This is a genomic window from Arthrobacter sp. zg-Y1110 (assembly GCF_025244865.1).
GTDB lineage: Bacteria > Actinomycetota > Actinomycetes > Actinomycetales > Micrococcaceae > Arthrobacter_B.
In genome coordinates this window covers 449,349-475,332 of sequence record NZ_CP104272.1, presented here as the reverse complement: position 1 = coordinate 475,332, position 25,984 = coordinate 449,349, and the positions used below count along the sequence as shown (strand labels likewise).

The following is a 25,984-nucleotide window of genomic DNA, read 5'->3' as shown; positions in this document are numbered from 1 at the left end:
GGTTCCCTAGGCGCGGTAGAGGCTGATTGAGTTCGCAGGAACTAGATCGGTGTTGCCCGACGGACGGACCTGGCCCCGGCGTTCTCCCAGATCCGAAGCAGTGGAGAAGACGAGTTCGTATCCGGAGGATTCACCAGGGGCAGAAATGTCCTCGAAACCGTTGCCCGCTTCGGAGGCCGCGCTGCGGACCGTCGGTGCGTCCGGAAGGCGGACGTCGACGTCGGACAGCGTGCCGTTCAGGACCATCAACCCGTTCAGCGAACCGTCTCCGGAGCCGATCAGGACCTGCACCACCCGGGTGGCGGGATCGCTCCACTGTTCCGGCGTCATGGGCTTGCCCTCCTGATCGAACCAGAGCAGGAAGGACTGCCGGCGGTCGGCCGGGAAGCGGTACGGCTGGCTGGCAAGATATTCGCGGCGCAGGCGCAGCAGCTCACGAGTGGTCGAGAGCATGCGGTGCGCGGCGTCGTCGAGGTTCCAGTTCAGCCAGGAGAGCTCGTTGTCCTGGCAGTACGCATTGTTGTTGCCGCGCTGGCTCCGGCCGATTTCATCCCCTGCCGTGATCATGGGCACACCCAGGGACATGGTGAGCGTAGCCATCAGGTTCCGGGCAGTCAGGCTCCGGGCAGCATTGATCCGCTCATCGTCCGAGGGCCCCTCGATGCCGTGGTTGTAGCTGCGGTTTTCTCCCGTGCCGTCCCGGTTTTCTTCACCGTTGGCTTCGTTGTGCTTACGCTCGAACATGGTCAGGTCGGAGAGGGTGAACCCGTCGTGGGCCGTGACGAAGTTAATCGAGGCCAGCGGTGTCCGGCCGGAGTCGGCGAAGAGTTCGGCTGAACCGGCCAATGCACCCGCCAGACGCGCCAGGGAACCTCCTTCCCGCCCCGCGGCAACGTCCGCTTGGCCGCGAAGCCAAAAGTCCCGGACTATGTCGCGGAAGTGGTCATTCCAGTCGGCCCACCCCTGCGGGAACCGGCCGGTCTGCCAACCGTCCGGCCCCACGTCCCACGGCTCCGAGATTAGTTTTACGTCCTGCAGCACGGAGTCGGCTGCCGCTGCTACGAGAAAAGGGTGCCTCGGATCAAACCGGCCGTCTGCGCCGCGGCAGAGCGAGGGGGCCAGATCGAAGCGGAAACCGTCCACGTGGTACTCCTGCACCCAGTAGCGCAGGGAGTCCAGTGCCAGCTGGATAATCCGGGGCTCACTGAAGTCCAGGGTGTTCCCGCAGCCCGTGGTGTCAACGTACGCACCGTCCGGGGCGTGACGGTAATAGGTTTCATCTCCCAGTCCGCGCCAGCTCAGCGCGGGCTGGTCGGACTTACCCTCAGCAGTGTGGTTGTACACCACGTCCAGCAGGACTTCGATGCCGGCCTCGTGAAGCGCCTTCACCATCCCCTTGAGTTCATCCTGCACCGCCTGGGCGCCGGCTTCCCGGGCAGCCCGGGTGGCGTAGGCGTCATGCGGGGCGAAGAACCCGAGGGTGTTGTAACCCCAGTAATTTGCCAGCCCCAGTTCCTGCAGGTGCAGCTCGTCGGCATGGAAATGCACCGGCAGCAGTTCCACCGCAGTGATGCCCAGGTCCTGCAGGTACTGGACCATCACCGGGTGCCCCATGCCGGCGTAGGTTCCCCGGAGCTCTTCCGGGATCCCGGGATGCAGCATGGTCTGGCCCCGCACATGGGCCTCATAGATGACGGTGTCCCGCCAAGGGGTGTGGGGACGGCGGGCGTTGCCCCAGTCAAAGTCCCCGGCGGTGTACACCGAGTAATAGATCTGGCTCCCCTGCACCGGTTCCGCTTCGATGCCGCGCCCGTAGGGGTCCAGCAACAGCTGGAAGCTGCCCGGCCCTGCCGGAAGGGACCGGTCCCGCGGCCAGAAGCCGTAGCGGCTCCCGGGCCGCAGGCCGTACACCCGGCCGTGGTGGATGCCGAGGACGGTGTCCGTCAGCGGGGCCGTGGACCAGTGGCCGGGAGCCGTCTCGTAGTACACATCGACGGCGGGCAGGCCCGGGGCGTAAACGGACACATTGACGGCACCATCGACGTCAGGCACACCTGAAACGGTGTGCCTGACGCCCAGCGGCAAGGGTCGCGAGTCGCGCTTCGAGGCGCTGCCCGCGGCGGTTCCGCCGATCACGTGTGCCATGTACGCCCTTTACTGCCGGTGACCCCGGCCCGGATTAGGAGGAGCGCTGCCGGGAGATTTCGTACAGGGTGATGCCGACGGCCATGGAAGCGTTGAGTGACTCCATGGCGGAGTCGATGGGGATGGAGACAATCTGGTCGCAGTTCTCCCGGACCAGGCGGGACAAGCCCTTGCCCTCGGAACCCACCACAATGCAGATCGGTTCCTTGGCCAGCACGATGGAGGGAAGCGATACATCGCCGTCGCCGTCCAGGCCCAGAACAAAAATACCCATCTTCTTGAACGTCTTGAGGGTGTTGTTCAGGTTGCCGGCCCGAGCCACGGGGACGCGGACGGCAGCACCGGCACTGGTCTTCCATGCCGAGGCGGTGACGCCCACGGCCCGGCGTTCCGGAACGACGACGCCGTGTGCGCTGAAGGCCGAGGCAGACCGGATGATCGCGCCGAGGTTGCGCGGATCGGTGATGCCGTCCAGGGCGACGAAGAGCGGCGCGTTGCGGATGTGGCCCTTCTTCCAGGCCTCAAGGGTCTCGGAGGCAAGGTCGGTGGGGTCGGCGTACTCGTACGGCGGGATCTGCAGGACGAGGCCCTGGTGCACGGCCTCGTTGGTCATGCGGTCCAGCTCGGGCTTGTGCGTTTCCATCACCGGCAGGCCGCGTTCGGCCGCCATCTTCAAGGATTCCCGGACCCGGTCATCCATGTCGATACGGACGGCAACGTGCAGGGCCTTTGCCGGGATGCCCGCACGCAGCGCTTCCACGACGGAGTTGCGGCCGGTAACAACTTCTTCAGCCACCTTGCCGCGGACGTTGGTGCCGCTGCGGCCGCCGGCACGGGCATCGCCGCGCTTGGCATCGCCGCGCTTGGCGGCGGACCGCTCAGCAAGCTGCTTGCTCTTGAACGCCTTGTGGTACGGGCGCTCTTCAGCCTTGGGTGTGGGGCCCTTACCCTCGAGGGCCTTGCGGCCGAGCCCGCCGGTACCGCCGCTGGGGCCCTTCTTGGCTTTGCGCATTGCGCCGGGACGTCCATTGTTGGCCATCGGTTACACCTTTACTAGAAGAAAGCATTCCATTCCAGTTTACGCAGTCCGCGGCCGGGTTGGCGGACACCGCTGCTGGACTCAGGCGACGCTCCACGTCACGCCGTCGGCGCCGTCCTCCACGGTGATGCCGGCGGCGGCCAGCGAATCGCGGATCGCGTCGGCCCGGGACCAGTCCTTTGCGGCCCGGGCAGCGTTCCGTTCGGCGAGCCGGTCCTGCACCAGGGCGTCCAGTGCGGCGTCGGCGGGACCCGACTGCGCTGCGGCGTCCGTCGCGTCGTCCAGGCCCAGGACGGAAGTCATGGCCCGCACCTGTCCCAGTGCGCGCTGAACGGTTTCATTGTCGCCGGCGGCAAGGGCCGTGTTACCGGCGCGCACGGTTTCATGCAGCACGGCCAGGGCCTGGGGAACATTCAGGTCATCGTCCATGGCGGCGGCGAAGGCATCCGGAACCGCGGCGGGCGCGGCGTCGGCCTTCGCAGCAGCCTTGACAAGGAACCCGTCGATACGCTCGACGGCGGCGGCCGCCTCCTGCAGGGACGTCGGCCGGTAGTCCAGCACCGATCGGTAGTGGGCCTGGCCCAGGTAATACCGGACCACGCGGGGGCTGGCCTGCTCCAGCATTTGAGTCGGACTAATGGTGTTGCCGATGGACTTGGACATCTTCTCGCCCTCGAAGGTGACCATGCCGTTATGCATCCAGAAGTTCGCGAAGCCGTGCCCTGCGGCCTGGGACTGCGCCATCTCGTTCTCGTGGTGCGGGAAGCGCAGGTCCAGCCCGCCGCCATGGATGTCGAACTCGGTGCCTAGGTATTTGGTGACCATGGCCGAGCACTCCAGGTGCCAGCCCGGGCGTCCGCGGCCCCAGGGGCTGTCCCAGGACGCGGTCTCCGGCTCGCCCTCCTTATGCCCCTTCCACAGCGCGAAGTCCCGCGGATCACGCTTGCCCCGCGGGCCGGCGTCGGGCGCTGCCTGCATGTCATCGATGTTCTGGCGGGTCAGCGACCCGTACTTCTGCCAGGAGCGCACGTCGAAGTACACGTCACCGGAAGCGTCCAGGGCCGGGTAGGCGTGTCCGCGCTCGATCAGGGCCGCAATGAGCGCATGCATTTCCGGGATGTGTCCCGTGGCGCGCGGTTCGTAGGTGGGACGCTGGACGCCGAGGGTGTCGTAGGCCTTGGCGAACTCCTGCTCGAACCGGTAGGCCAGCGCCCACCAGGGTTCGTCCGGGACGACGCCGGGAGCCGGCTGGGCGCCCACGGAGTCGGCTGCCTTGGCCAGGATCTTGTCGTCAATATCCGTCACATTGCGGACCACGGTGACCTGGAGTCCGCGGTAACGCAGCCAGCGGGTGAGCTGGTCAAAGGCGATGGCGGAGCGGATGTGCCCTACGTGCGGGAGCCCCTGCACGGTGGCGCCGCAGTAGTAGAGGCTGGCCTTGCCTTCAACCAGGGGAACGAAGTCCCGGACCTGCGCTGTTGCGGTGTCATAGAATCTCAAGCTCACTGCTCTAGGCTAGCCGAAACCGCGTGCCCTCAGTCAGCGGCCGTCGCAGCGGCGGCGACGACGGCGGTGGCCACCGCGGCGATCCCCTCGCCGCGGCCGGTGAAGCCCAGCTGGTCGGTGGTGGTGGCGGAAACGCTGACCGGCGCGCCGGCGGCTGCACTCAGGACCGCTTCAGCTTCTGCCCGGCGGGGACTGAACTTGGGCCGGTTGCCGATCAGCTGCACGGCGATGTTGCCGATCTCGAAACCCGCCGCCCGCACAATTCGGGCAGCCTCGCCGAGGAGTACTGTCCCTGCAGCACCGGCGTATTCCGGCCGGTCGGTGCCGAAGTGGGTACCCAGATCCCCCAGCCCGGCAGCCGAGAACAGTGCGTCTGCGGCGGCATGGGCCACCGGGTCGCCGTCGGAATGCCCGGCCAGACCCCGCTCGCCTTCCCAATGAAGGCCCGCTACCCACAGCGGCCGCGGTGCGTCGTCGGGCGCGAAGGCGTGTACATCGACGCCGATTCCGGTGCGTGGCAGGGCCATTTCAGTCCTCCTGGCGGTGGTGCCCGCCGGCCAGGATCGCTTCCGCGAGCACCAGGTCCAGCGGGGTGGTGATTTTCAGGGACAGCTGTGAACCTTCGACCACGTAGACCTCGGTCCCCAGGGACTCCACGAGCATGGCGTCGTCGGTGACGGCCGCTGCCGTGTCCATGTCGAAGGAGAGGGCCGCGTCGTGGGCCCGGCGGAGCAGGGCCGCATCGAAGCCCTGCGGGGTCTGTACGGCACGCAGCCGGGAACGGTCCGGCGTCCCGGTGACGAGGCGTGCGGCGACGGAGGAGGTCTCGGCGACCGCCGACCCGCCGGCCGGCACGGGAGCCGTGTCCTTGACAGTATCCACCACGGGGATGGCAGGAATGACCGCTGAGGCACCCGCAGCCAGCGCTGCTGCCACGCGGTGGAACACCTCCGGCGGCGTCAGCGCACGGGCTGCATCGTGGACCAGCACCGCGTCCAGGTCCGCCGGCAGCGCGTTCAGCGCAGCCCGGACCGATTCGGGCCGGGTGGCTCCGCCGTCGACCGCTTGGACAGAAGCCGGGAACCGGTCACAGATGCTGCGCATCACGGTGTCACCGGCAGGCACGGCAACGGCAATGGCGGCGGCGATATCGGCGGCCTGGACGGCACGGAGGGCGTGGACGAGCATCGGTTCCCCGGCAAGCGGAACCTGGGCCTTGGGCATGCCGTAGCCGAGCCGCTGGCCGGATCCTCCGGCTACTACGACGACGCCGATCCGCGGCGGGCGGGAAGGGGTAGTGGACACCTTTCCACCCTAATGCCAGCGGGCAGGCGCTTAAACATTGATTGCCGGCCCCGAAGGACCGGCAATCGATGAAACTGGCTTGGCTGCCTAGCTCGCGAGAACCTCGTCGAGCACGGCCGCTGCCTGGTCTTCATCCGTCTTTTCGGCAAGTGCCAGTTCCGAAATCAGGATCTGGCGTGCCTTCGCGAGCATTCGCTTCTCGCCGGCGGACAGCCCGCGGTCATGGTCGCGGCGCCAGAGATCGCGGACAACTTCCGCTACCTTGACGACATCGCCTGACGCAAGCTTTTCCAGGTTTGCCTTGTATCGGCGCGACCAGTTAGTGGGCTCTTCAGTGAGCTCGGCGCGCAGGACGTCAAAGACGTGCTCCAGGCCTTCCTTGCCCACTACATCGCGCACCCCAACGAGGTCGACGTTCTCAGCCGGTACTTCTATGGTCAGATCACCCTGGGCCACCTTAAGCTTGAGATACATTTTCTCTTCGCCCTTGATGGTTCGCATCTTGATCTCTTCGATCTTCGCGGCACCGTGGTGAGGATAAACAACTGTTTCGCCAACCTCAAAAACCATGTGGTCTTTCCCCTTTCCCGGGGCTCAGTTTATCAGAGATGCGACACGCCGAGTAGAGTTTTCGCAGGTCAGGTACTGCATGGGCTCCGGTGTAGGTAGTATTCCGCCTTTCACGGGTACTTCACGGGCATCTCCACTGCTCAGGAACCGCCGTCCGCGCCTGCCCAAGAATCCAGTTTTTCGCCGGTTTGCCGATAGGCTAGGCAGCAAAGATAGCCTCAGGTCGCTAGACCGCAATACTTCAGGAGTTTGTGCTGTGAGATTCACACCCAAGAACCGGGTCCGGCGCACCGCTGCGGCCGGTGTCATCGCGCTTGCCATGCTGGGAACGGCAGGCTGCAGCGCTGTGAACGAGCAGGCAACCACCATTCAGTACTCGCCTTCGGACGGCATCGCGGAGAACGTTGCCGACCTGCAGCTGCGCAACATCCTCGTGGTCAGCAACGGCTCCGGGGAACCCGGCCGGCTCATCGGCACCGTGCTCAACGACTCCGACCAGGCCCAGCGGTTCTCCCTCGACTTTGGCGGCACGCCCCTGTCCTGGACGCTGCCGGCCGGCGGCAAGGTCGTCTTCGAGGACGAGGAAGAGGAGAAGGTCACCGTCTCCTCCGTTCGGCAGGAGCCCGGCACCGGCATTGACGCCGAGCTGACCCTCAACGAAGAAACCAAGGACCTGAACATTCCGGTGGTCAACGGCGACCAGGAAGATTACCGTCCGTACCTGCCGACAGGGTCCGAGTACACGCCGCGACCGGTTGAAACCACCGAGTCCGAGAGCTCCGGCGAGGGCCACTAGCCAGACCGGACATCTCCGTAAAACCCCGAAAGGGCCGGCGCTGCGGCGCCGGCCCTTTTTCGTGCCCTGCCCCGGGTCAGGCCTCGAACTTATAGCCCAGCCCGCGAACGGTCACCAGGTGCCGGGGCGCGGAGGAATCCGCCTCTATCTTTGCCCGCAGCCGTTTGACGTGGACATCGAGGGTCTTGGTGTCACCCACATAATCCGCGCCCCAGACCCGTTCGATCAGTTGTCCGCGGGTCAGGACCCGGCCGGAGTTCCGCAGGAGCAGCTCCAGCAGCTCGAACTCCTTCAGCGGGAAGGGCACGCTGGTGCCGTTGACCTGCACCACGTGCCGGTCAACGTCCATGCGCACCGGCCCTGCCTCCAGTGCAGCACCGGCAAAGTCCGTTCCCGCTCCTTCCCCCCGGCGTCGGAGCACCGCACGCACCCGGGCCAGCAGCTCGCGCGAGGAATACGGCTTGGTGACGTAGTCATCGGCGCCGATCTCGAGGCCGACCACCTTGTCGATTTCCGCATCCCGTGCGGTCAGCATGATAACCGGGACATCCGAACGTTGGCGGATCCGGCGGCAAACCTCCGTGCCGGAGAGCCCGGGCAGCATCAGGTCCAGCAGGATCAGGTCCGCGCCCGACTGTTCAAAGGCGGCGACGGCGTCGGTGCCGTTGTCCACGACGTCAACGTCGAATCCCTCCCTGGCCAGCAGATAGGAGAGGGGATCGCTGAAGGACTCCTCGTCTTCGACAATCAGAATCCGGGTCAAGCGGTAGCTCCCTGTTTCGATTCGCGGATATCTGCGGCGTCCATCTCGGGCAGCCGCACGGTGAAGGTGGATCCGTGCCCCGGGCGGGACCACAGGTCCACCTCGCCACCGTGGTTGGCCACCACGTGTTTGACGATGCTCAGCCCCAGACCGGTTCCGCCGGTGTGCCTCGAACGGGCGGAATCGATCCGGTAGAACCGTTCAAAAACCCGTTCCTGTTCTTCGGGAGCTATGCCTGGGCCCTGGTCCGTTACGGCCACCTGGGCCATGCCGTTGCGGGACTGCAGCCCGATCCCCACTCTGCTGCCCTCGGGCGAATAGCGGATGGCATTGTCGATCAGGTTCCGGAAAGCGGTGGTCAGCATCGGGGCGTCGCCGTACACCGCAGCATCGGACCTGCCGCCCACGAGTACCTCGATGTTCTTGCTCTCGGCGTTCAGCCGGTTGGCCTCGACGGCGTCCTCGAGAATCCGGTTCACGTCCACCGGTTTGGCACGGTCCACGATGTCAGTGCTCTGCAGCCGGGACAGTTCGATGATGTCCTGAACCAGGGCAGTGAGGCGGGCGGATTCCCGGTGCATCCTTTTGGCGAACCGGCGGACCGCTTCTTCGTCGCCTGCGGCGTCGTCCAGCGCTTCGGACAGCAGCGAGATGGCACCCACCGGCGTCTTGAGTTCGTGGGAAACATTCGCAACGAAGTCGTGGCGGACTTCCTCGGTGCGGGTGATCTCCGTCCGGTCGTCGGCCAGGATCAGCACATACTCCTCCCCCACTGTCGCCACCCGGACCTGCAGGATGAGGGACCCTTCACCGAGCGGACCCCGGGGAAGCTCCAGCCTGGCCTCCTCGATGACGCCGTCGCGGCGCACCCTGGCGCACAGGTCCAGTAAGCGGTCATTGACGATCGTGTGCCCGCGGACCAGGCCGAACGCGTAGGCACCGGGGCTGGCCCGGACAACGCCGTCAATGGCATCGGCAACAATGTAGGCGCGCCCAATGACGCCGAGCACCTCGGCAGCACCCTCGGGGACCGTCGGCTCGGAGATCTCGGCCAACTCCCGCCGCTGGCGCTGGCTGGCCCCGTACGCGAGGACACCGAAAGCACCAACAGCCAGGCCGAGGAGGCCGGCCAGCAAGGCCAGCAGTACAGGATTCACTCTCTTAGCTTAGGCCGGTCTCCGCGGCCGGGAAGGAAAGCCGGTGGCTTTGGACCATTCGTTAAACTAACGTTCATCTAAGGGGCCAGTGTGGTTCACCCGCGGCTGACATCCTGCAGGAGCAGCCGTAGGCGCAGGAAGCGCCGGGCCGCACCCGTTCCGCAGATCCCATACGATCCACCCGCTTTTGAGAGGACCCTTCAGTGCGCAAGGTTTTCCAGGCCGAGCTTCATCAAATCGGTGAAGAACTGACCCAGATATCCCAGCTGGTAACGGAGGCGATGCGCAAAGCCACGCTCGCCTTTGAAGGCGCCGATATCGAACTCGCGCAGGATGTCATCGCTGCAGACGCGCGGATCGACTTCCTGCAGAATGACCTGGATGAGCGTGCCATCGATGTTCTCGCCCTGCAGGGCCCGGTGGCCAGTGACCTGCGCATGATCGTCGGATCGCTGCGCATGAGCGCGTCGCTGGAACGCATGGGGGACCTGGCCCGGCACATAGCGCAGCTCGCGCGCCTGCGGTACCCGGCCAACGTGGTGCCGGACAACATGGTGCAGACCTTCCGCGAGATGGCGCAGCTGGACATCCGCATTTCCGAACAGCTGACCGAACTGCTGGAGACGCGCAACCTGGAGATGAGCAAGGACATTTACGAGGCCAACAGCCGGATCAACGAACTGCATGCCGGGGTTTTCAAATCCATTGCCTCCCCGGACTGGAACGTTCCCGCCGTCAGCACGGTGGACCTGACCCTCGCCAGCCGCTACTTCGAGCGCTTTGCGGACCACGGGGTTTCCGTCACCCGCAAGGTCAACTACCTCGTCACCGGTGAATGGCATCCCCTGTCAGAGTCAGGCGTGTAGCGTCCGGGACTCACCACCGGCTTGAAACATAAAAGGGCGGTCCCCACTTGGGGACCGCCCTTTCCTACGACCGGGACCAATGCCACCGGCCGCAGGTGCTACTTCTTCTTACCCTGGTTCGCCACGGCCTTGATGGAAGCGGCGGCGGCCTCGGGATCGAGGTAGGTGCCGCCGGCCTTGACCGGCTTCAGGTCCTCGTCGAGTTCGTACACCAGCGGGATACCGGTGGGGATGTTGACGGCGGCGATATCGGCGTCGCTGATCCCGTCCAGATGCTTGACCAGCGCACGCAGGGAGTTGCCGTGCGCGGCAATCATCACCGTCTTGCCGGTACGGATGTCCTTGGAGATGTCCGACTCCCAGTACGGCAGGAACCGTTCCAGGACGTCCTTGAGGCACTCGGTGCGCGGCAGTTCGTCGGCGGCCAGATCCGCGTAACGGGGATCGTGGGCCTGGGAGAAGTCGCTGTCGTCCGGCAGGGGCGGCGGCGGGGTGTCGTAGGAACGGCGCCAGAGCATGAACTGTTCCTCGCCGTACTCGGCCAGGGTCTGGGCCTTGTCCTTGCCCTGCAGTGCGCCGTAGTGCCGCTCGTTCAGGCGCCAGCTGCGCTTGACGTCGATCCAGATGCGGTCGGCCGCGCCCAGGGCCAGGTTCGCCGTGTTGATGGCCCGCTGGAGCCGGGAGGTGTAGAGGATGTCCGGGAGAATGTTGTTCTCAACCAGCAGCTGCCCGCCGCGGATGGCTTCCTCACGTCCGAGGTCGGTCAGATCCACGTCCACCCAGCCCGTGAAGAGGTTCTTTTCATTCCATTCACTCTGCCCGTGGCGCAGAAGGATCAGTTTGTAGGTCATATAAGCATGGTATCGGAGTGCGTACCGCGCAGGGAGGGCGACGGCGGTTTGGCCGGGCAGATGGGCGGGGCCCGGAATCTACTGAGCAGATAACGGGGGCATCCGGCGGCCATGAGCCCGTTACCTGCTCAGTAGATCGATCCCGCCCGGTGAATCTTCCGGGCGGCCCGCACAGGATCCCACTGGGTGGTGCTGGTGATTCTATTGGGACCCCTTTGGCCACAGCCGCACCATAGGGTGGGATCCTCTGTCCGCAAGCGGCGACTCAGCCCGACCTCAGCCCTGCTCCCGGACCGGCACCCCGGCCCCGCTCCCAGAACGCACCCCGCTCCCGACCCCCGCCCCCAGCGGTGAACCGGCACCCGACGGCTTCCGACCTTCCCGCGGTCAGGGGCATCCCCTTGCGCCCGCTAGCATTGTGTGGTGCAAAAACCGCTAAGACCCGTAGGAACTGTGACCAGGGGCACTACAAACCCCAATCGGCTCCGGCGGGTGGACCGCTGGCTGGCGGGACCGGCACGGTGGCGTCTGCGGCAGGCCGCCGATCCCTTGATCGTGGACCTGGGCTACGGCGCAGCGCCTACCACCGCCGTCGAACTCCATGGCCGCCTCGGGCGGGTGCGGGCGGATGTGGAAGTCATGGGAATTGAAATCGACCCGGCCCGCGTCCTTGCGGCCAAACCGCTGGAACGAGAGGGGCTGAGCTTCCGGCAGGGCGGCTTCGAACTGCCTGTTGACGGACGCCGCCCGGTGATGGTCCGCGCCTTCAACGTCCTGCGCCAGTACGCGGAGGAGGACTATGCGCAGCACTGGGACATGGTCTGCTCGCGGCTGGCACCGGGAGGGATTTTCGTGGACGGCACCTGCGACGAAATCGGCCGGCGTGCCACGTGGGTGGAACTGGACGCCTCCGGCCCGGTTTCGCTGAGCATTTCGCTGCGGTTCGGCGCGTTCGAGCGCCCGTCCGATGTTGCCGAACGGCTGCCCAAAGCGCTGATCCACCGCAACGTTCCCGGAGAGCGGGTGCATGCTTTCCTCCAGGCCATGGACCGGGCGTGGGAGGAAGCCGCACCGATGGCCTCCTACGGCAACCGGCATCGTTGGCTGGCAATGTGCAGCGCGCTGAAGGCAGGCGGGGTACCGCTGCTGACCGGGCCGTCCCGGTGGCGGCTGGGCGAAATTACCGTAGCCTGGGACGCCGTCCGGCCCTCGTAACCGCAACCGCGTAACCGTCACCTCGCCACCGGAACGGCTGAGCCGAACGGCCGGTTAAGGAGGTCCGCCCGGACAACCCTGGAAGGGGCGGTCCGGGGCGGACTAAAAGTCAGCGGTTTATCGGTGGCTACCAGGGGCCGTACGGGCCCTGGTTGCTGTTGCCGCGGCCGCGGGAGCTGCCAATGGCAGGCTTCACATCCGCGAGGTACACGCAGGCAGCAATCACGGCTGCCAGCTGGAACAGGATCAGGCTCAGTGACGGCACCAGTGCAGACAGCACGCCGACGGCGGCTGCTCCGCCCGTGAGGCCCAGCCAGAATCCCTTGGTCCGCTTGTAGGCACGCTCAAAATCGGCGGGCTTGCGCCGCGCACAGTCCAGCAGCGCCCAGAGCTCAATGCCCAGCGCCACTATGCCGAGCGCCAGGTAGAGGTAGTACTGAATCATGATCATTAGGGCCACAGCGCTAGCCTACCGTGTAAGTGCCCGCTCTAGGTCCCTCCAGAGGTCGTCAACATTCTCGATGCCGACGGAAAGCCGCAGCAGCCCCTCCGGAACGGTGTGCGGTTCCCCGGGCTGGCGGCGCCGCCGTTCGATCAGCGACTCCACGCCGCCGAGCGAGGTGGCCGGCAGCCACAGTTCCACGGTTTCTGCGACCTTCTCCGCCGCGGCGGCTCCGCCGGCAACTTCGATGCACAGGACGGACCCAAAGCCCGACATCTGCGCTGCGGCACGGCGGTGCCCCGGGTCCCCGGGCAGGCCCGGATAACGCACGTTTTCCACCTGCGGAAGTGCCTGCAGCCGGCGGGCAAGTTCCATGGCGGTGGCCTGCGAGCGCTCCATCCGCAGGGCCAGTGTGCGAAGGCCGCGCAGCGCCAGCCACACTTCGAACGGCCCGGCCACCGCTCCGTGCAGCGAGCGGTACCGGAGCATGCGGTCCCTCAGGTCGGGGTCGGACGTCACGGCTGCTCCCAGGACGACGTCGGAGTGCCCGGCCAGGTATTTCGTCACCGAGTGGACGACGACGTCGGCTCCCAGTTCCAGGGGCCGCGTCACCAGCGGCGTCGAGAACGTGTTGTCCGCTACCACCAGAGCACCGGCAGCGTGCGCGGCCTCGGCCAGCGCCGCGATGTCGGCAACCTCCAGCATGGGATTGGTGGGGCTCTCCACCCAGAGCAGCGAGGCGCCGTCGAGCTGCGCTATGACGTCCTGGGTTTCGGCGATATCCACGGTGCGCACGGAAAACCGGCCGTTCGCTGCCTCCTCCGCTGCCAGCAGCAATGATCCCTGGTAGCTGTGCCGCGGCATCACCACCACACCGCCGGCGGGAACCAGGGACAGGGCGGCCATTACGGACGCCAGCCCGGAGCCGAAGACCAATGCGGGAAGGTCAGCCCCTTCGAGCTCGGCGAGCGCCTGTTCGAAGGGATCCCAGGTGGGGTTGGAGTACCGGCCGTAGCCGCGCTCCCCCGGAACGGGCGTGCCCGAGCCGAAGTAGGTGGAGGACAGCACGATGGGCGGATTCACCGGGGCATCATGCTCGCGGGGAGGGCGGCCCGCGGAGACAACGAGGGTATCGGGGGAAACGGCGTGCCCATGCGGCGGGATGTGGCTCATAAGGAACAGCCTAGACCGCCGGACGGGCCGGCCGGCCGGTGCCGGCGAAGGGTGTCCGTGACCGTTCGCCCGCCGCACCGGGCTCCCAGCCGGACTAGGTAGGCTAGGCGGGTGAGCAATTCTAATCCCCCCGAAACCCGCGGCCTGTTCATTGCCATGGAGGGCGGAGACGGCGCCGGGAAATCCACCCAGGCGCAGCGGCTGGCCGCCGCACTGCAGGAGACCGGCCGTACGGTCCTGCGCACCCGTGAACCAGGCGGCACCCCCGTAGGCGAGCAGCTGCGCGCGCTGGTCCTTGAACACGGCAACGGCGAGATCGACGCACGCACCGAGGCGCTGATCTTCGCTGCCTCCCGTGCCGCACACGTCCAGCAGGTCATCGAGCCGGCGCTCGCCGCCGGAACCGTGGTGGTCTGCGACCGCTATGTCGACAGTTCCATTGCGTACCAGGGCGCCGGCCGGCAGCTCGGCACGGACGCTGTCCGAACACTGAATCACTGGGCCACCGGAGGCTTGGAGCCGGACCTCACCGTCCTGCTCGACGTCGATCCCGAACGCGGCCGGGACCGCCGGACCGCCGGCGATGCCGCCGAGGACCGGCTCGAGTCCGAACCGGATGCCTTCCACCTGCAGATCCGCCTGGCGTTCCTTGAGGCCGCACAGGCAGCCCCCGGGCGCTACCTGGTGCTCGACGCCGGCCGTCCCATGGACGAACTGGCCGAAACCATCCTGCGGCGCGTGGAAAAGCTGCTGCCGTGAGCGTGTGGGATGACCTGCAGGGGCAGGATCCTGTGGTGGCCCAGTTGCGCCGCGGTGCCGCAGACGCCCGGCCCAACCATGCCTGGCTGTTCACCGGCCCGCCCGGTTCCGGCCGCTCCAATGCCGCCCGCGCCTTTGCCGCCGCACTGGTCTGCGAACAACAGGACCCGGCGCTTCGGGGCTGCGGCGAGTGCAAGGCCTGCCGGACCGTGCTGGCCGGCTCGCACGCCGACGTCGCCTCCGTCACCACGGAGAAGGTCACCATCAGCATCGATGAGGCCCGCGAACTGGTCCGGAAGGCCCAGGACAAGCCGTCCACCGGCCGCTGGCGCGTCATCATCGTGGAAGACGCGGACCGGATGCAGGAGCGCAGCACCAACGTGCTGCTCAAAGCCATTGAAGAGCCGCCGCCGCGCACCATCTGGCTGCTCTGCGCCCCGAGCCCCGGTGATGTCCTCGTCACCATCCGGTCCAGGTGCCGCCCGGTAGGGCTGCGGCTGCCGCCGGTTGAGGATGTAGCGGAACTGCTGATCCGGCGGGACAACATCGAACCGGACGTGGCCCTCAATGCTGCGAGGGCCGCGCAGAGCCACATCGGCGTCGCCAAGCGCCTGGCCACCGACGAAGGCGCACGGCAGCGCCGCGAGAGTATCGTGCGGCTGCCGCTGTCGCTGCGCAATGTCTCCGGAGCCATGAAGGCTGCGGCGGACCTCGTGGCCCTGGCCGAAGCGGAAGCCACCAGTTCCTTTGAACAGCGGGACGCCGCGGAGAAGGAAGCGTTGCTCGCCTCCCTGGGCGCGCCCGCCACCGGAACCCTGCCGCCGTCGCTGCGCAGCCAGGTGAAACGGCTCGAGGAAGACCAGGTGCGCCGGGCCAAGCGGTCCAAGAACGATTACTTCGACCGGGCGCTGACTGACCTGCTCTCCTTTTACCGCGACGTGCTGATGATCCAGCTGGGCAGCGCCGGTCCCCTTGTGAACGAGGGACTCCGCCGGGAACTGGACGAGTTTGCCGCGTACGGCTCCCCGGAACAGACGCTGATGCGCATGGAGGAGATCAACACCGTGCGCCGCCGCCTGGTGACCACTAATGTGGCACCGCTGCTGGCCATCGAAGCGATGGCCCTGAGCCTGTTGTAAAGCCTGCTGTAATGTCCAGTTATCCACCGCCTTCCGCCAGCCCGGCTGGTCCGCGCACCTAGCCGCTCCAGGAGTAAGAATGACCACCGCCACTGCCCGCCGCCGTTTCCCGCGGCTGGCCGCCGCTGCTGCTTCGGTGGTGCTGCTGGCGGCTTCCACCGCCTGCACCACGGACTCCGAACCGCGCGGAAAAAGCAGCGCCGGCGGGGACTCCTCCACCACCGCACCGGCAGACGTGATCGGCGACGTACCCGAGGACCTGCAGGAGTTCTACAGCCAGGAGGTCACCTGGTCGGACTGTGAAGGAGACTTCCGCTGCGCCACGGTGACTGTCCCCATGAACTATGCAGACCCGGACGCAGGGACAGTGGAATTGTCAGCCATCCTGGCCGACGCCGATGGGGAGGCCCGGGGCACCATCCTGATCAACCCGGGCGGTCCCGGCGGATCCGGTCACGACGTTGTTCTCCAGTCAATGGAGAACATCACCAGCGACCGGCTGCGCGAGAACTTCAACATCCTCGGGTTCGACCCGCGCGGCGTCGGCCGCTCCACCCCGGTGAAGTGCCTGAGCGACAAGGAAATGGATGAGGCGCGCGCCGAGTACATCGACCCGAGCACTCCCGAAGGCCTCACCGCCTCGCGGTTGAGCGCGAAGGAATTCGCCGATGCGTGCGCAGAAGAGACCGGCGAGCTGCTTGGGTTTGTCGACACGGCAAGCGCTGCCCGCGACATGGACATCCTCCGGGCCATTGCCGGGGACGAAAAGCTGAACTACCTCGGCTTCTCCTACGGGACCTACCTCGGCGCCACCTACGCCGAACTCTTCCCCGACAAGACGGGCCGGCTGGTGCTCGACGGCGCCTTGGACCCCGCCTCCTCCAACGAGGAAATCACCCTCGGACAGGCCGCGGCGTTCGAAAAGGCCATCCGTGCCTACGTCGAGGACTGCGTGACCGGCAGCAACTGCCCGCTTGAAGGCAGTGCCGACGAAGGCATCGCCACAATCCGGGAGCTGCTGGCCTCCGTCGAGGCGAGTCCGATGACGGCGGCCGACGGGCGGGTTGTCACCATCTCCACCTTTGTCAGCGGCTTCATTCTCCCGCTGTATGACGACGGCAACTGGCCGGTGCTCTCGCAGGCCCTGGAGACTGCCATGGAGGGCGACCCGACCTACATGCTCCGTCTGGCCGACATCAGTGCCGACCGTGCGGAAGACGGCACGTACCGGTCTAACAGCACCGTGGCGTTCAACGCAGTCAACTGCCTGGACTATCCGATGACCGCCGATGATGCGCAGATGGCCGCCGACGCCCTGGAACTTGAAGCGGCGTCCCCCACCATCGGCAAGTACCTGGCCTACGGCGGGGTCACCTGCGAGGCCTGGCCGCACGGACCCGTGAATGAACCGCACCCCATCAAGGCTGCCGGCGCGGCGGACCTGCTGGTGATTGGAACAACCGGGGATCCCGCCACCCCCTATGAGTGGTCCCAGGCGCTGGCTGCACAGCTCGAATCCGCGGTACTGGTCACGTGGGAGGGCGAAGGACATACGGCGTACGGGCGCGGCAGCCAGTGCATCGAAGACACGGTGGACGACTACTTCGTAGACGGAACGGTACCGAAGGACAACGTGGTCTGCTGATCCCGAGGGCCGGGACGGACCCTGCGGGACCTTGCCGCCGGCCGCCGAACGGCCCGGTCATCCTCGGCCATTTTGACCCGCACCGCCGGGACGTATAAAGTAGTTCCTTGTGGATTCTGCCCGGCAACGGACAGCTGAAGCCCGCCTCCTTAGCTCAGTTGGTAGAGCGTCTCACTCGTAATGAGAAGGTCGCCAGTTCGATTCTGGCAGGAGGCTCAGTTCCCCCAGAAAGCCCCCGGCATCTTGTGCCGGGGGCTTTCTGCTTTCCGTCCCCGGCAACGACGCGGCGGTCTCCGCTGAGTCGGCAGCCGCAGAGCAGGTCCAGTTGCGGAAACGCTGCGCAGAAATTCCGGTTTCCTTGCGGATGACTTTAGGGTTTCCTGTCGGCCGCGGCCCTATCCTCGGGACATGCAACCGCACCGGCAGGACGCCGGCGGGACGAGGGGGATAACCATGGACGCAGCATTGACGGGACTCACTACCCGCCGCTACACGCTGGTTCAGCGCGAGAACTTCATTTCCCCGCTCTGTGCCGAGTGCAACCGCCGCATGATCCCGAACTGGGTGGAGGACAGGGGCCGGTGGATCATCAACGGCTTCCGTTACCCCGGTGTCCGATGCAGCACCCACGAACGCCGCGTCCTTCCCGAGTATTTCGGGCTTTCCCAGCACGTTCCCGCCCCGAACGTGCGGCGGGACACCGCAACGTCTGCCCGGCGCTCCAAAGCCGGCAGCCGGTTCCTGGGGCTGGGTGCCAAACGCGCACAGCGCAGCGCCTAGCCGCCGGTCCCTTGATACGCCCGGCCGTCCCCGGGCAACAGACCAGGAACCCTCGTCGTTTTCCCCAAGAAACGGCGGGGGTTTCTGTTGTCCGGTGTACCGGGAGAAAGATGGTCGGCAGAAGAGGGCCTGGAACACTCCGGTTCAGCAGGCAACAGGCGGCGGGTAAGGCCAACCCGGTTAGGAAGCGGGTTTGTCGCTTTCCGGGGGCAGCATTCTGCCTGCCAGCAACGCCTTGATGCGGTCTTCGGCATCCGGCAGGGCGGCGGCGCTGGCGGCCACATTGGCCTCTTCCACTGCGCGCAGCACCTCGTGGCGCTGGATCTTGACCCCGCGGGGGGCATCAATGCCGATGCGTACGCCGTCGCCGCGTGAATCCAAAACGGTAATGACAATGTCATCCCCGATCAGGATCTGCTCCCCGGACTTGCGTGTTAGCACCAGCATCCGCCCACTCTACCCCAAGCCGGGGCCGTTCCCGCCGAAGCTGAGGAACGGTTCAGTCCGGCGGGTTACCCGGCCCGGAGCTTAGAGCACCGGTGTCGGCGAGGGTCCGCCGTCGAGCCACCCGATGGGCAGGCCGAGCGCGTTCACGGACTGCGGCGTGCCGGTGGTGTCAATGCCTTCGACGGCGGCGGCGTCCACCACGGCTGCGGACCGCACGGCACCGACCCAGGCTGCGGTGTCTTCCGGTTTCCGGCCGGCGTCCACCACCACCCAGACCTGATCGGCGGCCAACGCGGAGATCAACGTGGAATGCCGGGCCATTTCGGTACCGGACCGCCCCAGCCCGTAGGCCAGGAAGATGCTGTGTCCGGCCATAACGCCGGCGGCACGTGCGGTTGCCACCGCACGCCGGTCCGCGGCCCGGCCGACGCCGTCGGTCTCCAGCACGCCGGCCACGCGGACGGCTGCGGCACCCGCGCCGGAGAAGTCGGCCATGGAACGGCATACCTCCAGCGCGTCATCGCCCAGTCCGACCACCATCACCAGGTCACCGGCTCCGCCGAGCGGAGCAGGCGCCACCGGCACGGCATTGCGCTGGACCGGCTCCGTGCCTTGGTTGATCCGGCCGGAACCTGCCTGGCTGAGCGGAACGTGGTTCACGGCGTTGGGCGGCTGCATGGCTTCCAGCCCGGGAGTGAACGCGGCCGCAGCCTGGCTCTGCGCGGGGGTGCCTGTGCTTGCCGCGAGGGTATCCATAAGTTCGGCGAACGCATGGGACCCCGTGGAGACGGACGGAGCGGGTTGCGGGGCCGGTTCCACGGGAACGGCCGGGATGATCGCGGCCGCCGGGTGCAGGGTGGATTCGGCCCGCTCTGCCTCTTCCAGCAGTGCGGATATACCTGCCCGCCCCGAGTCCGTTCGGCTGGGCAGGTCCGGTTCCACCGGTGCCCGACGCCGGCCGCTGGGCGGCAGCTCCACCGTCACCTCGTAATGCTGGCGGGAAAGGAATCCGCCGATCCCGCCCACGGTGACCTTTTCCGCCGCAATTATCCGGGCCCGCGGGCCGTGTTCGGCCAGCACCTGGGCTTTTAGCGCGTCAAGCGACGCCCCCTCAAGCTGAAATCGTCTCATTACCCCGCACCACCCCTACAGTCTCGATACCGACATTACCCGCTGTGGCTTCCTGGTAGGACAGTACCGGCAGGCCGCCGGTCTGTGCCGAGACCAGCCGCCGGATGGCCGGGCGCAGGGCCGGGGCGCAGACCAGCACCGCATTGAACCCCGCGTTCTCGGCGCCGGCAACGGCAGCTTTCAGCGACGCCAGCACGGTATCAACCCGGGCGGGGTCAAGCAGGATCTGGCTGCCCTGTTCGGAGGGACGCAGCGCTTCGAGCATGGACTGCTCCAGCGACGGATCGATCATGATCACCCGCAGGACTCCGTCGGCGATGTACTGCGCGGCCAGCGCCGGCCCCAGTGCCGTCCGTGCCGTCTCGATGAGCCCCTCCGGGTCCGCGGAAACCTTGGCCCGCAGCAGCAGGGACTCGTAGATCCTCGGCAGGTCGTTGATGGGGATCTGCTCGGCGAGCAGGCCCTGGAGCACCCGCTGCACTTCGGCAAGGGACAGCACATTGGGGATCAGTTCCTCGACGGCTGACGGGTTGACCAGCTTGACCCCCTCGGTCAGCACCCGGACGTCCTCGCGGGTGAGCAGCCGGGCGGCGTTGGCGGTGATCACCGCGGAGAGGTGCGTGACCAGCACCGACACTCGGTCGATCACGGTTGCCCCGGACATCTCGGCCGCGTGCTGCATTTCCGCCGGAACCCATTTGCCGGCCAGGCCGAACACGGGTTCCACGGTGGCGGTGCCCGGCAAACCGTCCAGATAGTCCCCAAGGGCCAGGATCTTGCCCGCAGGGGCGTCCCCGCGGCCGGCTTCCACGCCGGCGATCCGGATGACATAGGTGGACAGGGGCAGATCCACGCTGTCGCGCGTGCGGACCGGGGGCACCACAATGCCCAGCTCCATGGCGATCTTGCGGCGCAGCGCCCGGACCCGTGCCAGGAGATCGTCGGACCCGCCGGTGACAATGTCCACCAGATCCGGTGCCAGCATGATCTCCAGCGCATGGACGCGCATCTGTTCGATCAGGTCCTCCGTGGTCTCGGAGGTGGCGGGCGCGTCCAGCGCCGCCTGCGCGGAATCCTTCTCGGCCTGTTCGGTGGTTTCCCTTCCCTTGATTTTCCAGGAAATGAAAATCAGCAGGGCACCGATGGCGATGAAATAGAGCTTCGGCATGCCCGGAATCAGGGCCATCACGATGGCCGCGGCGCCGGCGATCATCAGGGCGTTCCGGGACTGGCCCAGCTGCGCGCCGGCCGTGGAGCCCATGTCCGCCTCGGCATTGGACCGGGTGACGATCATGCCGGTGGAAACGGCCATCAGCAGGGCCGGGATCTGGGTGACCAGTCCGTCGCCGATGGTCAGGAGGCTGTAGGTGCTCACCGCTTCGCCGGCCGACATGCCGCGCTGGATCATGCCGATCGCGATGCCGCCGATGAGGTTGATGATGATGATGATCAACCCGGCGATGGCGTCGCCCTTGACGAACTTCGACGCGCCGTCCATAGCACCGTAGAAGTCCGCTTCCGCGGAAACCTCCGCCCGGCGTTCCCGGGCCTGGGTGTCGGTGATCAGGCCGGCGTTGAGGTCTGCGTCAATGGCCATCTGCTTGCCCGGCATGGCGTCCAGGGTGAACCGGGCTCCCACTTCGGCCACGCGTTCGGCACCCTTGGTGACCACCACAAACTGGATGACTACGAGGATCAGGAAGATCACGGCGCCGATGATCAGCGAACCGCCCACGGCAACGTGCCCGAACGCTTCGATCACCTGCCCGGCGTACCCCTCCCCCAGCACCAGTCGGGTGGAGGCCACATTCAGGCCCAGCCGGAACAGGGTGGCGACCAGGAGCAGGGACGGGAACACGGAGAAGTCCAGCGGCTTCCGCACGAACATGGTGGTCAGCAGGATCACCAGTGCCAGCAGGATGTTGATGATGATCAGCACGTCCAGCAGTTCGGCGGGGATGGGTACCACCAGCAGCAGGATGATGCCGATGACCCCGACGGGGACGGAGAGTTTCAGGAGGTTGCGGTTGCGGTTCACGACGCGGCCTTACGGTGTTGTGGGGTGGTTCCGGGTTCGGGCGGTGCGGCTGCCATGGTGTGCATGCCCCGGGCGGCGCCGCGCCGCTTCAGGGCCATAACGAAGGCCAGGACCCGGGCGACGGCGTTGTACAGTTCCACGGGAATTTCGGCGTTCAGTTCGCAGGCGCTGTGCAGGGCACGGGCCAGCGGAATGTCGGAGACCATGGGGACGCCCTGCTTTTCGGCTTCCTCACGGATCCGGGTGGCAATGTTGTCCGCACCCTTCGCCACGACCCGCGGCGCGGACTTGCCCGGCTCGTATTTCAGGGCGACGGCCACGTGGGTGGGATTCACGAGGACGACGTCGGCATCCGCCACGGCGGCGATCATCCGGTTCCGGCTCATGGCCAGCTGCCTGGACCGGCGCTGCGACTTGATCAACGGATCGCCGTCGCTGTTCTTGTTTTCGTCCTTGACTTCCTTCTTGGTCATGCGGGTTCGTTTCCGGTTGCGCTTCATGACCACGAAGATGTCCGCCGCAGCGAGGATCAGGCCCGCAGCGACGGCCGCCTGCAGCAGTAACGCAGTACCGCCTCCCGCAGCCTCCAGGACGGCGGAGATCGGCAGTCCGCCGGCGGACATAAGCACCGGCATCAGTTGCTGGATCACCGCGTACAGGACCAGTCCCACTACGGCGGTCTTGAGCAGGGATTTCACGCCGTTCCACAGGGCCTGCGTGCCGAAGACGCGTTTGACGCCGGCGATCAGGTTGAACTGCTCGAACTTGCCCTTGAACTTCTTCACGTGGATACCGCCCTGGACGGCGGCGGTGAGCAGGACCGCAGCGGCAACTACACCCAGCAGCGGGCCAAGGATAAAGGCCAGGGTGCCCAGGCCCTCGTTCATCTGGATCAGGGCGAACTCGGGATCGGGGTTCGCGATGGTGGTAGCGACGCCGGCCAGGATCTCACCGGCAGCTTCGGAGCCCCGGGAGATGGTCAACGGCATCATCAGGGCGGCCGTGCCTACGCCCACCCAGGCGGTGAGGTCTTCGGACCGGGAAAGCTGGCCCTTGGAACGGACTTCCTTCATCCGTTTGTCGGTGGCCTGCTCGGTCCGCTCACCTGAGGGCTGTTCCGGCATCTATCCCACCCCCGTCAGCGCGCGCTCGATAGTGGAGACCAGCCCGGAGACGATGCGGGGCAGGGCCAGGAAGACAACTGAGGCCAGGGACAACGTCAGCAGGATCTTCAGGGGGAAGCCGAGGGCGAAGGCATTCAGGGCCGGGGCCACGCGGGTGAGCAGGCCCAGGCCCGCGTCGGCCAGGAACAGGACCACCAGCAGCGGTCCGGCAATCTGCACCGACGCCAGGAACATCTGCGAAACCGCGGCGGTCAGGGCGGACACCGGTGAGGACAGGTCCAGTCCCCCGGTCAGCGGCAGCGCGGTGAAACTGCGCAGCAGCCCGCCGATAATCAGCTGGTAGCCGTCCGAGGCGAAGAGCAGCGCCAGGGCGGTGATCTGGAAGATGCGTGTGAACTGGGCGCCGTTGACCATGGACTGCGGATCGAAGGCCTGCGCCAGCTGGAAACCGCCGAAGGTATCGATCAGGTTGCCGGCGGACTGCACGGCGGAGAAAACCACCATCACGAGGAACCCCAGCACAAAACCCACCAGCAGCTCCATCACAATGGCCATGAAGAACGCCCCGGTGCTCAGCGAGTTGTACCCCTCGCTTACCTGCGGGGCGATGGCCAGCCCCAGGCCGAGCCCGAGCATGGCTTTGATCCGCGCCGGGAACGCGTTGTAGGAGAACGGGGGCGCGATGACCAGGAAGGCCACCATCCGCACCGAGGCCAGCAGGAACGCCTCGATCCAGTCCTGGTCAAGGGTGATGTTCATCTAGCCGCCGCCGAGCAGGGACGGGATCCTCTGGAACATCTCGTGGGTGAAGGACACGATTTCCGAAATCATCCAGTGTCCGCACACGAGCAGGGCGAGGGCCACGGCAAGGGCCTTGGGCACGAACGAAAGCGTGACTTCCTGGATCTGGGTGATGGACTGCAGCAGTGAGATGGCAAACCCGACTACGAGCGCGGTGATCAGCACCGGGGCCGACAGCTTGGCCGCAACCCAGAGTCCCTGCATGGCAATGTCCAGGACGGCGTTTGTATCCACTAGGTGCCGCCCTGGTAACTGTTGACCAAGGACGTAATGATCAGTCCCCAGCCGTCCACGAGGATGAACAGCAGGATCTTGAACGGCAGCGAAATCATCACCGGCGGGAGCATCATCATGCCCATGGACATCAGTGCTGCGGACACCACCAGGTCGATGACGAGGAACGGCACGAAAATCACGAACCCGATGATGAACGCCGCCCGCAGCTCCGAGATCATGAACGCCGGGATCAAGGTGGTCAGCGGAACGGACTCGGGGGTTTCGGGATTCTCCTGCCCGGCCGCGCGGGTCATCAGTGCGATGTCCTCTTCCCGGGTGTGGGCGAGCATGAACTGCTGCAGCGGCCCGGACCCGGTGTCGAGAGCGGCATCGAAGTTGAGCTCGCCGTTGAGGTAGGGCTGCACGGCGATCGTGTTAATTTCGCTGATCACGGGCGCCATGATGAAAAGCGAGAGGAACAGTGCCAGCCCGGCCAGGACCTGGTTGGGCGGGATTGAAGGCAGCGACAGGGCGTTGCGGGTCATGGCCAGCACCACGAAGATCTTCGTGAAGGAGCTGAGCATCAGCAGCAATGACGGCGCCACCGAAAGCAGGGTGATGCCGATGAGCGTGGTCACGGCAGTGGAGGGCCCGCCGTCCTGGCCGTTGATATCGATGCTCAGCCCGCCGCCGTCGTCCGGCTCCGTGGGAGCACTGGGGTCGGTAGGCGCAACGGGCGCGGCGGGATCGAAAGTGGTGGCGTGCCCGGCTGCGGCTCCCAGCAGGAGCAGGGCGGCCACTGCGAAGAACAGGGCGGCGGCCAGGGTAAGCGCGTGCCGTGCCCTGCGCACGTCGACGGCGGCGCTCACCGTTTGCGTCCCCGGCCCAGGGCCGCGCCGGCCTGGCGCCAGGTTTCGGGGGCAAGGATGGATCCGGCCAGCGCCGATTTGGCGGGCACCGGGTGCGTGGAGGGAAGGGCATGTGCCCCTCGTCCGGCGCGGCGCGGGGGCAGGGCGGAGTAGGCGTCGGCGGCATGGCCGTCCTCCGGATAGGACGCGGAGGACTGCTGGGCGGCTTCCAGCGAGGCGGCAAACCCGGTTGCGGGCACCGGTTCGGATTCCGGGGGAACCTCTGTGGTGTGCAGCAGGTTTACCGAACCTTCGGCCACCCCGAGCAGGAGGCGCTGTCCGTCGGTTTCCACCACTACCAGGGAGGCCTTGGGGCCCAGCGGCTGGCGGCTGACCACGCGCACGGCGGGCTGGTTCGCGCCGGCGGAACCGAGGGTGCGGCTAAAGCGGCGCTGCAGGAACCACAGGAGTCCGAGCACGGCGCCCAGTGAAACCAGGACACGGAGTCCCAGAAACAGGGTTTCCACTAATTGAGCCCCTCGACCACGTCCAGGATTTTGGTGATCCGCACGGCGTAATCCTGGTCAATGACCACAACTTCGCCGTTGGCGATGAGCCGGCCGTTCAGCAGGATGTCCGCGGGGGCACCGGCGGAGCGGTCCAGCTCCACCACCCGGCCGGGTTCGAGGTTCAGCACGTCGCGGACGGACATGCGGGTGTGTCCGATTTCCACGGTCAGCGCCATCTCGATGTTGTTGATGCGGCCCATCTTGCCGACGATCGAGGGGTCGGTGGTGCCGCCGGAAGTGCCGGGGGTGTCCCGCAGGCGGATGGCGAACCACCCGGCGGTGCCCTCCGGGGAGCGCAGTTCGAAGACGACGCTGTCCGGATCGGCGAAGAGGGCGGAAGCGTCCTCGGTGCGGGCTTCGCCGAGCACGCCGACGCCCAGGGTGGCACTCGCCGCTTCGAGCGAGGGACGCAGTACGTCCGCGGCCGAAACGAGCGCGGAGTCGGTGCCTGCGACGTCGGCCAGCGGCGAGGAACTGTCCAGGACCAGGGCGAGGTCCGCCGATTCGGTGCCCACGAAGGACGCGGTGACCGCCGTCGCAGTGTGCGACGCCGGTACGCCTGCCCCGTTATGCGGGATCGGTTCCAGGACAAGGGGGGTGGGCAGGCCGCGCACCAGGGCGGAAACGGCGTCGGCGTGCAGGCTGTGGGGGCTGGACAT

Annotated in this window: 27 protein-coding genes and 1 tRNA gene; 8 read left to right on the top strand and 20 right to left on the bottom strand. The window is 66.7% G+C overall.

What is annotated here, in order from left to right; translation table 11 throughout:
- Positions 1-6: 6 nt before the first annotated feature.
- From glgX to N2K99_RS02325, 6 genes are all read right to left on the bottom strand, one after another.
- Positions 7-2,145 carry a glycogen debranching protein GlgX gene (gene glgX / locus N2K99_RS02350; RefSeq protein ID WP_227923775.1) on the bottom strand — a complete coding sequence of 713 codons (2,139 nt, stop codon included), beginning with the start codon at positions 2,143-2,145 and terminating at the stop codon, positions 7-9.
- Positions 2,146-2,179: 34 nt separating this feature from the next.
- Entirely contained in the window at positions 2,180-3,184 is a 1,005-nt protein-coding gene (gene rlmB, locus N2K99_RS02345; RefSeq protein WP_227923777.1) for a 23S rRNA (guanosine(2251)-2'-O)-methyltransferase RlmB, read from the bottom strand.
- A gap of 81 nt (positions 3,185-3,265) precedes the next feature.
- Complete coding sequence (gene cysS / locus N2K99_RS02340; RefSeq protein WP_227934237.1) at positions 3,266-4,690, bottom strand: cysteine--tRNA ligase; 1,425 nt, start codon at positions 4,688-4,690, stop codon at positions 3,266-3,268.
- Positions 4,691-4,719: 29 nt separating this feature from the next.
- Positions 4,720-5,217: a 2-C-methyl-D-erythritol 2,4-cyclodiphosphate synthase gene (gene ispF, locus N2K99_RS02335; protein WP_227923782.1), complete on the bottom strand. Its 498-nt coding sequence runs from the start codon at positions 5,215-5,217 to the stop codon at positions 4,720-4,722.
- Position 5,218: 1 nt separating this feature from the next.
- Positions 5,219-5,995 (bottom strand): 2-C-methyl-D-erythritol 4-phosphate cytidylyltransferase, encoded by a 777-nt coding sequence (ispD, locus tag N2K99_RS02330; protein WP_227934236.1) that lies wholly within the window; start codon positions 5,993-5,995, stop codon positions 5,219-5,221.
- A gap of 87 nt (positions 5,996-6,082) precedes the next feature.
- Positions 6,083-6,565, bottom strand: a complete 483-nt coding sequence (locus N2K99_RS02325; protein ID WP_066300159.1) for a CarD family transcriptional regulator — start codon at positions 6,563-6,565, stop codon at positions 6,083-6,085.
- A 256-nt stretch (positions 6,566-6,821) separates the two neighbouring features.
- Here N2K99_RS02325 and N2K99_RS02320 point away from each other — a divergent pair, with 256 nt between their 5' ends.
- Positions 6,822-7,361 carry a hypothetical protein gene (locus N2K99_RS02320; RefSeq protein ID WP_227923786.1) on the top strand — a complete coding sequence of 180 codons (540 nt, stop codon included), beginning with the start codon at positions 6,822-6,824 and terminating at the stop codon, positions 7,359-7,361.
- 76 nt (positions 7,362-7,437) lie between these two features.
- On the opposite strand, the gene N2K99_RS02315 is transcribed toward N2K99_RS02320, so the two are convergent.
- Together N2K99_RS02315 and N2K99_RS02310 are read right to left on the bottom strand one after the other, a co-directional pair.
- Positions 7,438-8,124, bottom strand: coding sequence for a response regulator transcription factor (locus N2K99_RS02315; protein ID WP_227934235.1), 687 nt, complete (start codon positions 8,122-8,124; stop codon positions 7,438-7,440).
- Positions 8,121-9,281, bottom strand: coding sequence for a cell wall metabolism sensor histidine kinase WalK (locus N2K99_RS02310; protein ID WP_227934234.1), 1,161 nt, complete (start codon positions 9,279-9,281; stop codon positions 8,121-8,123). The genes N2K99_RS02315 and N2K99_RS02310 overlap by 4 nt, the downstream gene beginning before the upstream one ends.
- A gap of 203 nt (positions 9,282-9,484) precedes the next feature.
- On the opposite strand from N2K99_RS02310, the gene phoU reads away from it, so the two are divergent.
- Entirely contained in the window at positions 9,485-10,147 is a 663-nt protein-coding gene (gene phoU / locus N2K99_RS02305; protein WP_227923793.1) for a phosphate signaling complex protein PhoU, read from the top strand.
- Positions 10,148-10,245: 98 nt separating this feature from the next.
- Here the strand turns inward: phoU and N2K99_RS02300 are convergent, their stop codons facing one another.
- A complete protein-coding gene (locus N2K99_RS02300; RefSeq protein WP_227934233.1) occupies positions 10,246-10,998 on the bottom strand; it encodes a phosphoglyceromutase in 753 nt (250 codons plus the stop codon).
- A gap of 453 nt (positions 10,999-11,451) precedes the next feature.
- On the opposite strand from N2K99_RS02300, the gene N2K99_RS02295 reads away from it, so the two are divergent.
- Positions 11,452-12,213 (top strand): class I SAM-dependent methyltransferase, encoded by a 762-nt coding sequence (locus N2K99_RS02295; RefSeq protein ID WP_227934232.1) that lies wholly within the window; start codon positions 11,452-11,454, stop codon positions 12,211-12,213.
- Between the two features lie 127 nt (positions 12,214-12,340).
- On the opposite strand, the gene N2K99_RS02290 is transcribed toward N2K99_RS02295, so the two are convergent.
- The gene (locus N2K99_RS02290; RefSeq protein WP_227923921.1) at positions 12,341-12,664 is read right to left on the bottom strand and encodes a DUF2516 family protein; all 324 of its coding nucleotides are present in this window, start codon (positions 12,662-12,664) and stop codon (positions 12,341-12,343) included.
- Between the two features lie 18 nt (positions 12,665-12,682).
- Positions 12,683-13,828, bottom strand: coding sequence for a PLP-dependent aspartate aminotransferase family protein (locus N2K99_RS02285; RefSeq protein WP_227934231.1), 1,146 nt, complete (start codon positions 13,826-13,828; stop codon positions 12,683-12,685).
- Positions 13,829-13,984: 156 nt separating this feature from the next.
- On the opposite strand from N2K99_RS02285, the gene tmk reads away from it, so the two are divergent.
- From tmk to N2K99_RS02260, 5 genes are all read left to right on the top strand, one after another.
- Positions 13,985-14,587, top strand: coding sequence for a dTMP kinase (gene tmk, locus N2K99_RS02280; RefSeq protein WP_231711959.1), 603 nt, complete (start codon positions 13,985-13,987; stop codon positions 14,585-14,587).
- The gene (locus N2K99_RS02275) at positions 14,584-15,726 is read left to right on the top strand and encodes a DNA polymerase III subunit delta' (protein WP_227923799.1); all 1,143 of its coding nucleotides are present in this window, start codon (positions 14,584-14,586) and stop codon (positions 15,724-15,726) included. The genes tmk and N2K99_RS02275 overlap by 4 nt, the downstream gene beginning before the upstream one ends.
- Before the next feature lie 79 nt (positions 15,727-15,805).
- Positions 15,806-17,371: an alpha/beta hydrolase gene (locus N2K99_RS02270; RefSeq protein ID WP_227934229.1), complete on the top strand. Its 1,566-nt coding sequence runs from the start codon at positions 15,806-15,808 to the stop codon at positions 17,369-17,371.
- Positions 17,372-17,514: 143 nt separating this feature from the next.
- Positions 17,515-17,587 (top strand) — tRNA-Thr (locus N2K99_RS02265).
- A gap of 237 nt (positions 17,588-17,824) precedes the next feature.
- The gene (locus N2K99_RS02260; protein WP_227923803.1) at positions 17,825-18,151 is read left to right on the top strand and encodes a hypothetical protein; all 327 of its coding nucleotides are present in this window, start codon (positions 17,825-17,827) and stop codon (positions 18,149-18,151) included.
- A 180-nt stretch (positions 18,152-18,331) separates the two neighbouring features.
- Here N2K99_RS02260 and csrA read toward each other — a convergent pair whose 3' ends face one another.
- From csrA to fliN, 9 genes are all read right to left on the bottom strand, one after another.
- Positions 18,332-18,598, bottom strand: coding sequence for a carbon storage regulator CsrA (csrA, locus tag N2K99_RS02255; RefSeq protein WP_227923806.1), 267 nt, complete (start codon positions 18,596-18,598; stop codon positions 18,332-18,334).
- An 81-nt stretch (positions 18,599-18,679) separates the two neighbouring features.
- On the bottom strand, positions 18,680-19,729 hold the full coding sequence (locus tag N2K99_RS02250; protein WP_227934228.1) for a hypothetical protein: 1,050 nt from the start codon (positions 19,727-19,729) through the stop codon (positions 18,680-18,682).
- The gene (locus tag N2K99_RS02245; protein WP_227923811.1) at positions 19,710-21,767 is read right to left on the bottom strand and encodes a flagellar biosynthesis protein FlhA; all 2,058 of its coding nucleotides are present in this window, start codon (positions 21,765-21,767) and stop codon (positions 19,710-19,712) included. Before N2K99_RS02245 ends, N2K99_RS02250 begins: the two co-directional genes overlap by 20 nt.
- Complete coding sequence (locus N2K99_RS02240) at positions 21,764-22,891, bottom strand: flagellar biosynthesis protein FlhB (RefSeq protein WP_227923813.1); 1,128 nt, start codon at positions 22,889-22,891, stop codon at positions 21,764-21,766. The genes N2K99_RS02245 and N2K99_RS02240 overlap by 4 nt, the downstream gene beginning before the upstream one ends.
- Positions 22,892-23,650, bottom strand: coding sequence for a flagellar biosynthetic protein FliR (locus tag N2K99_RS02235; protein ID WP_227923815.1), 759 nt, complete (start codon positions 23,648-23,650; stop codon positions 22,892-22,894).
- Entirely contained in the window at positions 23,651-23,926 is a 276-nt protein-coding gene (gene fliQ, locus N2K99_RS02230; RefSeq protein ID WP_227923818.1) for a flagellar biosynthesis protein FliQ, read from the bottom strand.
- Positions 23,926-24,777, bottom strand: coding sequence for a flagellar type III secretion system pore protein FliP (gene fliP / locus N2K99_RS02225; protein ID WP_374200073.1), 852 nt, complete (start codon positions 24,775-24,777; stop codon positions 23,926-23,928). The genes fliQ and fliP overlap by 1 nt, the downstream gene beginning before the upstream one ends.
- Positions 24,774-25,283, bottom strand: a complete 510-nt coding sequence (gene fliO / locus N2K99_RS02220) for a flagellar biosynthetic protein FliO (protein WP_227934227.1) — start codon at positions 25,281-25,283, stop codon at positions 24,774-24,776. The genes fliP and fliO overlap by 4 nt, the downstream gene beginning before the upstream one ends.
- Positions 25,283-25,984 carry a flagellar motor switch protein FliN gene (gene fliN / locus N2K99_RS02215; protein ID WP_227923823.1) on the bottom strand — a complete coding sequence of 234 codons (702 nt, stop codon included), beginning with the start codon at positions 25,982-25,984 and terminating at the stop codon, positions 25,283-25,285. The genes fliO and fliN overlap by 1 nt, the downstream gene beginning before the upstream one ends.

Coding starts and splice junctions, on each gene's coding strand:
- rlmB (WP_227923777.1), bottom strand. CDS start 3,184: ATGGCCAACAATGGACGTCCCGGCGCAATGCGCAAAGCCAAGAAGGGC.
- glgX (WP_227923775.1), bottom strand. CDS start 2,145: ATGGCACACGTGATCGGCGGAACCGCCGCGGGCAGCGCCTCGAAGCGC.
- N2K99_RS02300 (WP_227934233.1), bottom strand. CDS start 10,998: ATGACCTACAAACTGATCCTTCTGCGCCACGGGCAGAGTGAATGGAAT.
- N2K99_RS02250 (WP_227934228.1), bottom strand. CDS start 19,729: ATGAGACGATTTCAGCTTGAGGGGGCGTCGCTTGACGCGCTAAAAGCC.
- N2K99_RS02290 (WP_227923921.1), bottom strand. CDS start 12,664: ATGATCATGATTCAGTACTACCTCTACCTGGCGCTCGGCATAGTGGCG.
- N2K99_RS02270 (WP_227934229.1), top strand. CDS start 15,806: ATGACCACCGCCACTGCCCGCCGCCGTTTCCCGCGGCTGGCCGCCGCT.
- N2K99_RS02260 (WP_227923803.1), top strand. CDS start 17,825: ATGGACGCAGCATTGACGGGACTCACTACCCGCCGCTACACGCTGGTT.
- N2K99_RS02285 (WP_227934231.1), bottom strand. CDS start 13,828: ATGAGCCACATCCCGCCGCATGGGCACGCCGTTTCCCCCGATACCCTC.
- N2K99_RS02325 (WP_066300159.1), bottom strand. CDS start 6,565: ATGGTTTTTGAGGTTGGCGAAACAGTTGTTTATCCTCACCACGGTGCC.
- N2K99_RS02240 (WP_227923813.1), bottom strand. CDS start 22,891: ATGCCGGAACAGCCCTCAGGTGAGCGGACCGAGCAGGCCACCGACAAA.
- tmk (WP_231711959.1), top strand. CDS start 13,985: ATGGAGGGCGGAGACGGCGCCGGGAAATCCACCCAGGCGCAGCGGCTG.
- ispF (WP_227923782.1), bottom strand. CDS start 5,217: ATGGCCCTGCCACGCACCGGAATCGGCGTCGATGTACACGCCTTCGCG.
- csrA (WP_227923806.1), bottom strand. CDS start 18,598: ATGCTGGTGCTAACACGCAAGTCCGGGGAGCAGATCCTGATCGGGGAT.
- N2K99_RS02235 (WP_227923815.1), bottom strand. CDS start 23,650: ATGAACATCACCCTTGACCAGGACTGGATCGAGGCGTTCCTGCTGGCC.
- fliN (WP_227923823.1), bottom strand. CDS start 25,984: ATGTCCAGCCCCCACAGCCTGCACGCCGACGCCGTTTCCGCCCTGGTG.